Source organism: Mammaliicoccus lentus, assembly GCF_002902755.1.
Classification (GTDB): Bacteria; Bacillota; Bacilli; order Staphylococcales; family Staphylococcaceae; genus Mammaliicoccus; species Mammaliicoccus lentus.
Genome location: NZ_PPRS01000032.1, coordinates 21,124 through 34,123, shown reverse-complemented (window position 1 = coordinate 34,123; position 13,000 = coordinate 21,124). Strand labels below are relative to the sequence as shown.

Annotated in this window: 13 protein-coding genes and 1 pseudogene; 8 read left to right on the top strand and 6 right to left on the bottom strand. The window is 31.4% G+C overall.

Annotation, left to right across the window (positions count from 1 at the left end):
- The first annotated feature begins 113 nt into the window (after positions 1–113).
- Entirely contained in the window at positions 114–971 is an 858-nt protein-coding gene (folD, locus tag CD135_RS09320; RefSeq protein WP_064205024.1) for a bifunctional methylenetetrahydrofolate dehydrogenase/methenyltetrahydrofolate cyclohydrolase FolD, read from the top strand.
- Between the two features lie 79 nt (positions 972–1,050).
- On the opposite strand, the gene CD135_RS09315 is transcribed toward folD, so the two are convergent.
- On the bottom strand, positions 1,051–2,208 hold the full coding sequence (locus CD135_RS09315; RefSeq protein ID WP_064211315.1) for a globin domain-containing protein: 1,158 nt from the start codon (positions 2,206–2,208) through the stop codon (positions 1,051–1,053).
- A gap of 179 nt (positions 2,209–2,387) precedes the next feature.
- Between CD135_RS09315 and CD135_RS09310 the strand changes: the two genes are divergently transcribed.
- From CD135_RS09310 to qoxD, 7 genes and pseudogenes are all read left to right on the top strand, one after another.
- On the top strand, positions 2,388–2,816 hold the full coding sequence (locus tag CD135_RS09310; protein WP_016999656.1) for an RrF2 family transcriptional regulator: 429 nt from the start codon (positions 2,388–2,390) through the stop codon (positions 2,814–2,816).
- A 132-nt stretch (positions 2,817–2,948) separates the two neighbouring features.
- Positions 2,949–3,260 (top strand): annotated as a pseudogene (locus tag CD135_RS13220) (immunoglobulin-like domain-containing protein); the annotation flags it as partial.
- A gap of 114 nt (positions 3,261–3,374) precedes the next feature.
- Entirely contained in the window at positions 3,375–3,845 is a 471-nt protein-coding gene (locus CD135_RS13215) for a DUF5011 domain-containing protein (protein ID WP_258027591.1), read from the top strand.
- Positions 3,846–4,188: 343 nt separating this feature from the next.
- Complete coding sequence (gene qoxA / locus CD135_RS09300) at positions 4,189–5,304, top strand: cytochrome aa3 quinol oxidase subunit II (protein ID WP_016999654.1); 1,116 nt, start codon at positions 4,189–4,191, stop codon at positions 5,302–5,304.
- On the top strand, positions 5,304–7,298 hold the full coding sequence (qoxB, locus tag CD135_RS09295; protein WP_016999653.1) for a cytochrome aa3 quinol oxidase subunit I: 1,995 nt from the start codon (positions 5,304–5,306) through the stop codon (positions 7,296–7,298). Before qoxA ends, qoxB begins: the two co-directional genes overlap by 1 nt.
- On the top strand, positions 7,291–7,899 hold the full coding sequence (gene qoxC / locus CD135_RS09290; RefSeq protein ID WP_016999652.1) for a cytochrome aa3 quinol oxidase subunit III: 609 nt from the start codon (positions 7,291–7,293) through the stop codon (positions 7,897–7,899). Before qoxB ends, qoxC begins: the two co-directional genes overlap by 8 nt.
- Complete coding sequence (gene qoxD / locus CD135_RS09285) at positions 7,896–8,189, top strand: cytochrome aa3 quinol oxidase subunit IV (protein ID WP_016999651.1); 294 nt, start codon at positions 7,896–7,898, stop codon at positions 8,187–8,189. Before qoxC ends, qoxD begins: the two co-directional genes overlap by 4 nt.
- Before the next feature lie 79 nt (positions 8,190–8,268).
- On the opposite strand, the gene CD135_RS09280 is transcribed toward qoxD, so the two are convergent.
- The 5 genes from CD135_RS09280 to CD135_RS09260 form a co-directional block, all read right to left on the bottom strand.
- Positions 8,269–8,550 carry a hypothetical protein gene (locus CD135_RS09280; protein WP_016999650.1) on the bottom strand — a complete coding sequence of 94 codons (282 nt, stop codon included), beginning with the start codon at positions 8,548–8,550 and terminating at the stop codon, positions 8,269–8,271.
- Between the two features lie 136 nt (positions 8,551–8,686).
- Positions 8,687–10,012, bottom strand: a complete 1,326-nt coding sequence (locus CD135_RS09275) for a glycosyltransferase (protein ID WP_103269311.1) — start codon at positions 10,010–10,012, stop codon at positions 8,687–8,689.
- Between the two features lie 33 nt (positions 10,013–10,045).
- Positions 10,046–10,963 (bottom strand): ABC transporter ATP-binding protein, encoded by a 918-nt coding sequence (locus tag CD135_RS09270; protein ID WP_103269310.1) that lies wholly within the window; start codon positions 10,961–10,963, stop codon positions 10,046–10,048.
- Positions 10,947–12,158, bottom strand: coding sequence for a glycosyltransferase family 4 protein (locus tag CD135_RS09265; RefSeq protein ID WP_103269309.1), 1,212 nt, complete (start codon positions 12,156–12,158; stop codon positions 10,947–10,949). The genes CD135_RS09270 and CD135_RS09265 overlap by 17 nt, the downstream gene beginning before the upstream one ends.
- A 12-nt stretch (positions 12,159–12,170) precedes the next feature.
- Positions 12,171–12,983, bottom strand: a complete 813-nt coding sequence (locus CD135_RS09260) for an ABC transporter permease (protein WP_103269308.1) — start codon at positions 12,981–12,983, stop codon at positions 12,171–12,173.
- Positions 12,984–13,000: the final 17 nt, after the last annotated feature.

The following is a 13,000-nucleotide window of genomic DNA, read 5'->3' as shown; positions in this document are numbered from 1 at the left end:
AAACGAACATTTTTATATTTTTATACAAAAATATTTGATTTATGTTCGTATTAACGACATAATTTACTATGTAAACAATGTTAAAGTTCGATTTATAATTTAGGAGGATTTATATGTCAGCAAAAATATTAGATGGTAAAGAGATTGCAAAAGCATACAGAAGTGGTCTACAAAGTGAAGTGGAAAAATTAAAAGAACAAAATATCGTACCTAAACTATCTGTTATTCTTGTTGGAAATGACGGTGCGAGCCAGAGTTATGTTAATTCTAAAAAGAAAGCAGCTGAAAAAATTGGCATGATTTCTGAAATAGTACATATGGATGAATCATCTTCGGAAGAAGAAGTGTTAAATGAGTTAGAACGCTTAAACAATGATGATTCAGTGAGTGGTATATTAGTTCAAGTACCTTTACCAAAGCAAGTATCAGAAGCAAAAGTACTAGAAGCCATTAACCCAGATAAAGATGTAGATGGTTTTAATCCTATCAACATAGGAAGATTATATACTGGTGAGCGTACATTTATTCCATGTACTCCATTAGGTATAATGGAAATATTAAAACATGCTGATATAGACTTAAAAGGTAAGAATGTTGCTGTTATAGGCAGAAGTCATATAGTTGGGCAACCAGTAAGTAAATTATTAACAGATCAAGATGCTACCGTTACTTTATTACATTCCAAATCAACAAATACAGAAGAAGTTCTAAAGCAAGCTGATGTTATCGTTAGTGCTGTTGGCCGTGTACATCTTGTTACAAAAGATTTAGTAAAATCAGGAGCAGTCATTGTAGATGTTGGTAACACACCAGATGAAAATGGAAAACTGAAAGGTGACGTAGACTTTGAAGCAGTAAAAGAAGTTGCGAGTGCTATTACGCCAGTACCAGGTGGTGTTGGTCCATTAACGATTACAATGGTATTAAACAACACACTGTTAGCTGAAAAATGGAAAAATAATATAGAATAAGAAAAAGCCTTAACGCTTTGTTGTACAGAATGATTACAACTGGGTTAAGGCTTTTTTAATTAATTCACTTTTGTTCGTATTATACGTTTGTAATACTCATTTTTGGACCGAATGGTTCGAAGTTAACATCTGATTGACTAATATTTAATTTAGCAAATTCATCGAATATTGTATCCATAAATAATATACCACCACATAAATAAATGTCAGTATTTTCATTAATCCAATGTTGTAAAGAATCGCTTGTTAAATATCCGTCTCTTAATTTCAAATGATAAGTTACATCGACGTTATCATATTTTTCGTTAATTTCTGTAAGCTCAGTTTTAAACGGAACATCTGCTTCACTTTCATTAACATGTACAAAATGTACTTGTCTTCCTTTTTTAGCTTCATCTTCTAACATAGCAAGCATTGGTGTAACACCTGCACCAGAAGATAATAATAACAATTCTTTACCAGCTTCTGAATTCACTTTAAAGTCCCCTGCTGGTGCTGAAATTTCAATACTATCACCTATAGAAGTATTATCGTGTAATTCATGTGACACGATACCTTTTTTCTCTCCTGTACCTTCTTTTTTAACAGCGAATTTTAATGTTCCATCATTTTCAACAGAATAAAGAGAATAGTGTCTTAATGCTAGATTTTCATCATTTTCAGGTTTCACACGCACTGTTATATATTGTCCAGCTACTAATTCTGGTATTTCTAATGCAACTTCTGGTTCTACTTCAAATGATTTCATTGTCGTACCTTGATTTAAGATATTCGTAATTTTAAACGGTTGGAAACCATCCCAAGCTGCTTTTTCATACATTTCTTTTTCCATTGAAATAAATACACTTGCTATTTCACCGTATGCTTCTTCCCACGCATTCATAATTTCATCTGTAGCTGCATCTCCAAGTACTTCTTTAATAGCTTTTAATAAGTATTCCCCCACTATTGGATAATGCTCTTCTTTAACTTGTAAAGCACGGTGTTTATGTGCAATTTGATTAACATTAGGAACGATAGCACCTAAATTATCAATATGTTTTGCAGCCGCTAAAACTGTTTGTGCTAAAGCTGTTTGTTGTTTACCTTGTTTTTGGTTAGATTTGTTGAAAATGTTCAATAATTCAGGATGTGCTTCAAACATTCTTGTGTAAAATACTTTTGTAATTTCAGTTCCGTGCTGTTCCAATACAGGCACTGTTTGTTTTACTATTTCTCTAGTTTGTTCTGATAACATCAGAAGGCCCCCTCTTAAAGATATATTTTAAATACATCTTTAATTGTAAATAGTTTCACAATGTAATTCAATAAATTATCAGTTTGTTTACAAAATTGTCATTTTTATATTTCAATCTGAATTGTTGGTAAAGTTATAAATAATAAGTATAATAAGTATATTATAAGGAGGTCTGACCTATGAAACTCACCCAATATACGGATTATTCATTACGAGTTCTCATGTACCTTGCTCAACAAAAGAAACAATCTCAAATAGAAGAAATAGCAAACTTTTATGGTATATCTAAGAACCATCTAACAAAAATTGTTCATCAACTTGTTAAATTAGGTTATTTAAAATCAGTCAGAGGTAGAAATGGCGGAATTACGCTTAATCTATCACCTGAAGACATAAATATCGGTACACTTGTTCGACAAACAGAAGAACATTTCGAACTAGTCGAATGCTTCAATATGGAAACGAACACTTGCCCTATCGCTCTAAATTGTGGCCTCAAAGGTGCACTCCACCACGCATTAAATGAATACCTCAAAACGCTAGATCAATATACTTTAAGTGATATCGTACCCAAAAATAATCTAAAAGATACACTCTACACTCCTTAATAGTAGATATCGGTCTTAAGGTCGATGTAAATGTTACAAGTTTGCGATAATCTTGTAACTATAAGGAAATCAACTTAAAAAAATGTTATCCTTTCCTTATAACCTTACAACAAAGGAGTACATAATATTATGATGAATAAATTAATACAATCATTAACTGTCTTAGGTGTTTCTGCAACACTTGTTACACCTTCACTAACTGCAAACACAACTGGAAACAGCTTACCTGAAATTAAAGGTGTTGAAGGCGACGTAGTTGAAAAAGGCTCTGACTATGATTTATTAAAAGGAATTAAAGCATTTGATAAAGAAGATGGAGATTTAACTAAAAAAATAAAAGTAACTGGCGATGTTGATACTTCAAAATTAGGAAAATACAAAGTTCAATATAAAGTTACTGATTCTGACGGTGCTTATAGAACGAAATGGCACTATGTTTATGTAGTAGAAGAAGGTTCATTAAATGGGTCAAAAGATAAAGCTTCTAAAGATAAAAATAAAGAAAAAGCAGAAGTAGCATCTAATAAAGAAACTTCTAAAAAAGACTTAGATGAAAATATGCCACTAATTACTGTCCCAACTAAAGACTTAGTGTATCAAGGTGATAACTTTGATCCTATGAAAGGCGTTAAAGCTTTAGATAAAAAAGATGGAGATATAACGGATAAAGTAACTGTTAAAGGTGATATCGACACTTCAAAAACTGGTTTACAATACATTACTTATCACGTAAAAGATTCAGATGGTTACTATTACACGTATAAACGAGGCGTGTATGTTAACGACGGTGACTTAGCACCTAAACCTGAATTAACAGGTGTTAAAGATATTACAGTAAATAAAGGTGAAGACTTCGATTTACTTAAAGATGTTAAAGCAAAATCTAATTCTGGCGATGATTTAACTTCAGACATCGTTACAAGCGGTGAAGTTAACACAAATAAACCAGGTAAATATAAAGTTGGTTACGCTGTATCAGATAAAGACGGACATATTACAGCACAAGGTAGAACAATTACAGTAAAATAATATTCTAAAAAGAAAGACTTCTAAAAATTAGAAGTCTTTCTTTTTTATCTCTTTTATTTATGTTTTTTATAATATAAAATTGTATATACAAACTTCACTAAATTTAAAGAAAAATCATTGAAATTATTAATAAAAAGGGGAAATTTATTATTTCCTTATTCAATTCAAAAAGTACACAAAAATTTAACAATTAGGTTTAATAGCGTCATATCAAAGCTAGAGCAATGCATTTATTGGAAACAATGCTTACAAGGCTTTAAATAGCCTTGTAAATATGGATAAATCCTTTAAAATTAAGGTCTAGCCATATATATAGGTATATAGAAAATGGGAGGTAAAAAACGTGGCAAAGTTAAAGTCAATACTTCTCATGTCAACCCTAGGTATTTTACTTAGTGGTTGTTCAAACTTAGAAGTATTAAACCCTAAAGGACCCATGGCGGAAGATTCACATTTCTTAATTATTTTCTCAATTATTATGATGGTCTTCATTGTCGTAGTGGTCTTAATTTTGTTTTTAATATTTATCATTAAATATAGAAAAACAAAAAATGTAACATCAGGTACAATGCATCACAATCTCATTTTAGAAGCAGTATGGTTTATTATTCCTGTTATCATATTAGTGATATTGGCTGTACCTACAGTTAAATCTCTATATAACTATGAAGAAGCACCAAAATCAGAAGACGAGCCCGTCGTTATTTATGCAACGAGCGCTGGTTTCAAATGGTTCTTCAGTTATCCAGAGGAAAAAGTAGAAACAGTAAATCACGTAACGATACCAGAAAACCGTCCTGTATTATTCAAGCTACAGTCAATGGATACAATGACTAGTTTTTGGGTACCTCAACTAGGTGGTCAAAAATATGCCATGACAAGTATGACTATGGATTGGACTTTAGAAGCAAATGAGACAGGTACTTTCAAAGGTAGAAACTCAAACTTTAATGGTGAAGGTTTCTCAAGACAAACATTTAACGTAAATTCAGTAAGTAACGAAGATTACGATAAATGGGTATCTAAATCGCAAAAACGTAAAACAATAGATCAAGATACATTTGATCATCAAATTCTTCCGACAACAAAGAATCAGGAACTTACTTATAGCGGAACACACTTAGCATATGTAGATCCAGCAGCAGACCCAGAATACATCTTCCATGCTTATAAACGTTACCGTTATGAACCAAAAGATCCAAACTTCTATGATGAAAGTGAAGGTGTAACTGAAAAACCAGTTCTCCCTCCACGTAAAGTTACGGTTACTAACCCTAACTACGAACGTCATGGAATGAAACCTATGATTCTTAAAAATAACGAGAAATATGATAGTGAATTCAAGAAAGAAGAAGAACATCATATGGATGAAATGGAAAAAATATCAGAAGATGCAAAAAATGAAGATGAAAAAGGTAACAAACAATCTTCTAATAAAAACCATGGAGGTGACAAGTAATGAATTTTCCATGGCATGAACTCATCATCCAAAGTGACTGGATGATCACAATGGCACAAGTTCTACTTGTATTAACAGGTATATGCGTTGTTGGTGGTTTAACTTACTATAAAAAATGGAATTGGTTATATTCAGAATGGCTAACATCTGTCGACCATAAGAAAATTGGGATTATGTATATTATTTCTGCTATCCTAATGTTCTTCCGTGGTGGTGTAGATGCTTTACTTATTCGTCTACAATTAATGACACCAGACAATACATTACTAGAGTCACAGCACTATAACGAAATCTTTACAACTCACGGTGTAATCATGATTATCTTTATGGCTATGCCATTCTTAATCGGTTTAATGAACGTGGTTGTTCCATTACAAATTGGTGCTCGTGACGTTGCATTCCCTATGTTAAATAACTTGAGTTTCTGGTTATTTGCTGCAGGAATGGGATTATTCAATATTTCATTCGTACTTGGCGGTGCGCCAGCTGCTGGTTGGACAAACTATGCACCATTAGCAACTGACTTCAGTCCAGGTACTGGGATTAACTATTATTTAATTGCAATACAAATTGCAGGTATTGGTACATTAATGACAGGTATTAACTTCTTTGTTACTATCCTTAAATTACGTACTAAATCAATGAAATTTATGGAAATCCCTATGTTTACAATAACGACTTTAATTACGTCATTAATAATTATTCTAGCTTTCCCTATTTTAACTGTCGCACTTGCTTTAATGACATTTGACCGTTTAATGGGAACGAGCTTCTTTGAAATAGCAAATGGTGGTATGCCTATGTTATGGGCAAACTTCTTCTGGGTTTGGGGTCATCCTGAAGTATATATACTTGTATTACCTGCATTTGGTATGTTCTCAGAGATTATTCCAACATTTGCTCGTAAACGTTTGTTTGGACATCAAAGCATGGTTTGGGCAACAGGCGGTATTGCATTCTTAAGTTTCTTAGTTTGGGTTCACCATTTCTTCACTATGGGTAATGGCGCATTAGTTAACTCATTCTTCTCAATTTCAACTATGTTAATCGCAATACCAACGGGTGTTAAAATATTCAACTGGCTATTCACCCTATTTAAAGGTCGAATCACCTTTGAATCACCAATGTTATTCGCTTTAGCGTTTATCCCTAACTTTACTTTAGGTGGAGTAACAGGTGTTATGCTAGCAATGGCAGCAGCTGACTATCAGTATCATAATACGTATTTCTTAGTCGCACACTTCCACTACGTAATTATTGCAGCTGTAGTATTCGCTTGTTTCGCTGGTTTAATATTCTGGTATCCAAAAATGTTTGGTTACAAATTAAATGAAAAGATCAACCAATGGTTATTCTGGACATTTACATTAGGCTTTAACCTATGTTTCTTACCACAATTCCTATTAGGTTTAGATGGTATGCCTCGTCGACTATATCAATATGTACCTGAAGATGGATGGTTCACATTAAACTTCATCTCAACAATCGGTGCATTCTTGATGGGTATTGGATTCTTAGCATTAATTTGGAACGTAGTATACAGCTTCGGTAGAGCAAAACGTGAAGCTACAGGCGATAACTGGGATGGCTTAGGTAGAACATTAGAATGGTCTACTGCATCAGCAATTCCACCACACTATAACTTTGCTATCACACCTGAGTGGTATGACACTGAAACATTTGTAGAAATGAAACAAAATGGCAAACATTATCTTGATAATAGAAATTATGAAGATATTCATATGCCTAACAATACACACGTTGGATTCTGGATGGCAGTTAGTTTCTTATTCGGAGGTTTCTTCTTAGTATTTGAAACTTATATACCTGCAATTATATTCTTAATTGGAGTTATAGCATGTATGTTTTGGAGAAGTTTCCAAGAAGACTATGGCTACCACATTCATGCTGAAGAGCTAGAAGAAAATGAAGCAAAATTACGCGAATTACGCGAACAAGAACTTAAGGAAAAGGAGGACAATAAAGATGAGTAATGAGCAACATAATACAATTGATACTGTTAATGAAACAGGCCAATTAAATAAACTCGGATTTTGGGTCTTTCTTACTGCTGAAATTGCGTTATTCGGTACATTATTTGCAACATTCCTAGTCTTACAAAAAAGTGGTTCTTATGGTGGCGCTTCAACGCCTGAACTATTTGAATTACCTTTAGTCATGATAATGACATTCTTACTATTAGTAAGTAGTTACACATGTGGTATAGCTGTTTACTTTATGCGTAAAGAAAATGTTAAAATGATGATGATTTGGATGATTATTACCGTTTTACTTGGTGCAGGATTCGTTGGATTTGAATTATATGAATTTACCCATTATGTAGGTGAAGGTGTTACAGCTCAATTAGGTTCATTCTGGTCTGCGTTCTTTATTTTACTAGGAACACACGGACTTCACGTAACTGTAGGTATATTCTGGATTTCAGGAGTTTTAATCCAAATTGCTAGACGTGGTTTAAATGAACATAACGCACCTAAAATTTTCATAGGTAGTTTATATTGGCACTTCCTAGATGTTGTATGGATCTTTATCTTTACACTAGTTTATCTTGTAGGGATGGTGAGTGGATCATGAATAAAACAGTCGTAAATCATACAGTCGGTTTAATATTCTCAATTGTACTTACATTGTTAGCTGTTTACGTTATGTTATACACTGGCATGTCTCTACAAGTAAGAACTTCAATTATTGTTGGATTTGCTTTTATTCAGGCACTTGTACAATTGTTAATGTTTATGCACTTAACAGAAGGACGAGACGGTCGAGCAACTGCATTCAAAGTACTCTTCGCAGTAATCATTACTTTAATTATTGTAATCGGTACTTATTGGGTTATGGTTGGTGGACACAGCTCTCACCTATAATAAAAATCTAAGTTTAAATAAATAAAACAGTCGCAGTTCTTACTAATAAGAACTGCGACTGTTTCTTTATGTAAATCAATTACATTATAAGATTTTCAAAGTCTTTACTTATTTCAGCTATTTTATCGGTATTATTTGTTTCTCTGAAATAAATAATAGCTTTCTGATACATTTCAATTGCCTTTCTCCTATTTTTCTTTGTTTTATATAATTCTGCAAATTGTAAAAATCCATTACCCATAATTTCAAAATCATATCTAACGAGATTTGCTTCAATATCTCTTAATAATATCATTGCTTCCTTATTGTTATCTGACTTAATATAATTACAAACATTTTCTATACTTTTTTTAATATACATAACCTTTACTTTTGCCCCCACTTATAATTCATTAATGCTATTATTGTAATCCCTCTATTTATAAAACTCAAGGTAATAAAACACGCCATTAGCTTTACATGCAACTAATGGCGTAATTATCTCTATTAAATAATATTTATATTAAACTTGTTTCATAATCTTCACGAGTTAATGGAGCAAATTCGTTGTAAATATCTAATAATTTAACTTTCTCATTTTCCCAATTATATATTTCTTTAGCTACTTTAGTATTTTCACTCATTTCACTTCTTAATTGAGGGTTTTTAACAAGTTTATTAACTGCTTTTGCTATTTCATTTACATTATGTGAATCTATTACAATTCCTGTATTTGTTTCTTCTACAACTTTCTGAATTTCAGGAAAGTCACAACTCACAACTGGTACATGTGCCATCATATATTCAAATAATTTATTTGAACTAGCTGAATAGTGATTAAAACATATATTTTGTAATACTTGAAAACCTAAATAAGCTTCTCTCGTATAAGAAGGTAATTGTTGAAATGGAACTTTATCAAGAAAATGTATTCTAGAGGACTGAGCCGATTGTTTACTTTGATCTTTTAACGATTGTGTTAGCTTACCTCCGCCTATAAATAGCAAATGCCCTTCTTCTATTTGATCCATAGCTTCTATTAATAGTTCAAGCCCTCTACCTTGTTGTAATCCACCTTGATATAGTAATATTTTTTCATTTTTCGAAATACCTATTAATTCGTGTAAATTTATTTTAGGTTTATCTTGAATATCATATTTTTCAGAGTAATTATATAAAGTCTTCGGATAAAAATGATATATTTTTTCGTTATATGCTGCTCTTGTATGATTCTCTACAATCATTTGATCAACAAATTTAAGCATATATGATTCAATCTTTTTAATTTTTTCTTTATTATAGCCTGTTCTATCTGATTGTACTTCGTGACTATCATAAATGAGTGGTTTCGGTTTAAACCTCAATTTAGAGCAGACAATTGCTTGTGGTAATGTATTTAAATCATTAGCATGATAAATATCGGCATTTTGTATATAGCCTTTTACAATCATTCTTATGATAATCGCACTGTTTATAAACCACTTTCTCACTTTTTTAAATTTAATCATTCCAGCCGCTAATAATAAAGACATTAAATATGCAGACATTAATGTGAAGCTGACATAAAATAAACTTGGTATTATAGCAATTTGCACACCTGCAACTACAAGTAAAAATTTCTTTCCATAATCTTGATAAGCTTGTAGTATCCAAGGATAACGTTTTACTCTATGTACTCTGAACCTTTCAGATATTTCTTCATAAGCTGTAATCATTGGGTTTTTCGGGTCATTTATTGCGATTAGATCAACATTATATCCTGTTTCAGCTAAAGTAGTACACTCTCTATTGACCCTTGCATCATTCGTAAAATGATTCCACACAAACATTGTTACTTTCTTCATTCTATTACCCCATTTAAAATTGAAATAATTAAATTATAAAATGCCTACTTGAAATAGCATAACGTATATCCAAGCGATGCTGAGCATGCCTATCATTGCTAATAAACTTATAGGTCTTTTCTCTTTATGAACATCTTTTTCATTTACTTCTTTTTCTCTTTGTTGCTGGATTTTTATACGTTTATATTCTAACTGCTCTTTTTTAGATTTCTTTTTAACTTTTTGTATGAGATTAACATATCTTTTAACTACTTCTTGTACTTCTCCATATGCAACCATTTCACCGTAATGAATCCATATTGCTTTTTTACACATTTTCTTAATTTGACCTGCAGAATGTGATACAAAAAAGATTGTTTTACCTTGTTCTTGTAATTCATGCATTTTTTCAATACACTTATTAGAAAATGTTTCATCACCTACTGATAATGCTTCATCGACAATCAAAATATCAGGATCAGTATGAATCGCTATTGCAAAGCCAAGTCTTGATTTCATACCGCTAGAATATGACTTTAAAGGTTGATAAATAAAATCATCTAATTCACTAAACTGAACGATATCATCAAATTTTTCATTGATTTCTTTTTGAGACATACCATGCATCAAACATTTATAATGTATATTCTCTTCACCTGTGAAATCGGGATTCAAACCTGCACCTATAGCAATTAAAGATGGCTTACCATTTGTATAAACTGAGCCTGATGAAGGTTCGATAACCCCACCTAATATATTTGATAAAGTTGATTTTCCTGAACCATTTAACCCTATTATTCCAACTGATGTGCCTTCTTCAACTTCAAACGAAATATCATGAAGAGCATAATATGGTTTTGATTTATAACTTAATCCAAACGTAAATAATGATAATAATTTATCTTTTCTACTAACATTTAAATCATATACTTTAGATACATTTTCACATTTGATTTTATATGTTTGTGTCATGCGTCTCACCTTTTCTTAAAAAAGCAATTAATTTTTCAATATTGTCTTCCCATATTAAGTGTTCATCCCTATATTTTTTCGCATTTTCGGATTTTTGAATTAATGATTTTTCATTACGCTTTAATGATTCTATTTCATTAACAATTGTATTAACGGAACATTGTTTTCTCGCAAATCCTAAATTATATTTTTGAATAATCGCTTCTGTAGGACCGCTAATATTAGATATAGGCGGTGTCCCCACACCGATTGAATCTATAATTTTACCTGGCATAACGTTCATAAAAACTTCAGATGATTCTAATATAGAAAGTGAAACATGATGTTTTGCTATTTCTTTTAAACACTCACTTCTACCTAAAGGTTTCTGTAATTGAATGTATGGTAATTCACGGACTGCATCTCTAAATTTAGCAGCTTGTACACCATACACGATTGCTGTTAAACTAATTTTCTTTTCATTTAACTTTTTGCAAATCTCTATTAACTGGTTTACATCTTGAGCATATCCAATATTTCCAGTATATATAACACTGAAATCACGATACTTTTCTTCTGTTTTCAATTCAGTTTTCGATAAACCATTAGGTAAATAAAATATAGGTATTTTTGTTTTTAATTTTGACTGAATATGAGATCTAAATGCTTCATTATTTATAACAATTTTGTCTGCTTCATTATACATTTTTCTTTCTAGATACTTAAGTAATGGCATAAATAGACTAATATTAACGTGTTTTAATCCATTTACACTATCTGGCCATAAGTCACGAATTTCCAGAACATAAGTTGGATGTTTACTTTTTTTAAAAAATAAAGTAGCCCAAGCTAAAAATATATTAGGACTTGATACATAGACATAGTCATAATCTTTATCATGCATTTTCAAGTAAATTCGAAGACGCATATATTGTTCAATATAATAAACCAATCTCATAATAAAGTTGCTATTTTGTTTATTACCGTGCATTTTCATTCTTATAATTTTACTATGTTCTAGTTCATTTAAATCTTCATCTGTAAAATATGAACTATCTTGAAACAAATCTCTATTTGGATATGTTGGTTCAGTTGTTAACATCGTCGGATCTGTGCCTTTAGTCTTAAAAGCTTTAAACATCATTCTCATTCTATTTGCAGCAGAGCCAAGTTCAGGATAAAAATTTTGTGAAATCATAAGTAATTTCTTTGTCATTTCAAAAACACCCTATAAGTAGTCTAGTAATCTTCGTTTAAATCTTGAGTGAACAAGTGAACCAATTAATATTAATAATATTGTAATTAACCAGAAATAAATATGGTCATGCCATTGACCATATATTGAAACATTACCATGTACAAAGGATGTTCTGTACACACCTACTAAATATGCGAAAGGATTTAAGCTCGCAATTCTTTGTAAAATACCATGTGCTTCTTCCATAGCCCAAAATATTGGTGTCATAAAGAATAGCATTCTTATAATATTTTGTAATAAGTTTTTAGTATCTCGTATAATAATAACTAAAGTACTCATTATTAATGAAATACCAAAAATAATCGCAAATGATGCAACGATAAAATATATAAACCAGAAATAATGCCACCATGGTACATAACCATTTATAACAGAAATAACAAATAATATAGACGAAGTAATCATCAGATTAATCATATTATTTGTTAAAGCTATAGAGATAAATATTGAAGATGGGAACTTCATTTTGGATAATAGACCAACATTACCTTGTATGGCAGCTGCTCCAGTATTAATTCCTTGGGATATAAACAGCCATGGGAACAAACCTGAAATTAAATGCACTAAAAAGGGAACACCTACAACTTGAGCACTTGCATCCCCTCTTAAACCTAACCCAAATACAAGATAATATACAGCTACTTGAAGCATAGGCTGTAATATATTCCAAAATACACCAAGATAATGATTAGCGTATTGACTCTTCATATTATATATCGCTAGTTTAAATATCTTGGGTAAATTATAGATTTGTTCTTTAAATATCTCTGCAACAATTTTCATGCTTAACGACCTACTTG

What these genes read in the sequence shown, in the direction of transcription:
- folD (WP_064205024.1), top strand. Translation starts at nt 114, where the DNA reads ATGTCAGCAAAAATATTAGATGGTAAAGAGATTGCAAAAGCATACAGA.
- CD135_RS09315 (WP_064211315.1), bottom strand. Translation starts at nt 2,208, where the DNA reads ATGTTATCAGAACAAACTAGAGAAATAGTAAAACAAACAGTGCCTGTA.
- CD135_RS09310 (WP_016999656.1), top strand. Translation starts at nt 2,388, where the DNA reads ATGAAACTCACCCAATATACGGATTATTCATTACGAGTTCTCATGTAC.
- CD135_RS13215 (WP_258027591.1), top strand. Translation starts at nt 3,375, where the DNA reads ATGCCACTAATTACTGTCCCAACTAAAGACTTAGTGTATCAAGGTGAT.
- qoxB (WP_016999653.1), top strand. Translation starts at nt 5,304, where the DNA reads ATGAATTTTCCATGGCATGAACTCATCATCCAAAGTGACTGGATGATC.
- qoxC (WP_016999652.1), top strand. Translation starts at nt 7,291, where the DNA reads ATGAGTAATGAGCAACATAATACAATTGATACTGTTAATGAAACAGGC.
- qoxD (WP_016999651.1), top strand. Translation starts at nt 7,896, where the DNA reads ATGAATAAAACAGTCGTAAATCATACAGTCGGTTTAATATTCTCAATT.
- CD135_RS09280 (WP_016999650.1), bottom strand. Translation starts at nt 8,550, where the DNA reads ATGTATATTAAAAAAAGTATAGAAAATGTTTGTAATTATATTAAGTCA.
- CD135_RS09275 (WP_103269311.1), bottom strand. Translation starts at nt 10,012, where the DNA reads ATGAAGAAAGTAACAATGTTTGTGTGGAATCATTTTACGAATGATGCA.
- CD135_RS09270 (WP_103269310.1), bottom strand. Translation starts at nt 10,963, where the DNA reads ATGACACAAACATATAAAATCAAATGTGAAAATGTATCTAAAGTATAT.
- CD135_RS09265 (WP_103269309.1), bottom strand. Translation starts at nt 12,158, where the DNA reads ATGACAAAGAAATTACTTATGATTTCACAAAATTTTTATCCTGAACTT.
- CD135_RS09260 (WP_103269308.1), bottom strand. Translation starts at nt 12,983, where the DNA reads ATGAAAATTGTTGCAGAGATATTTAAAGAACAAATCTATAATTTACCC.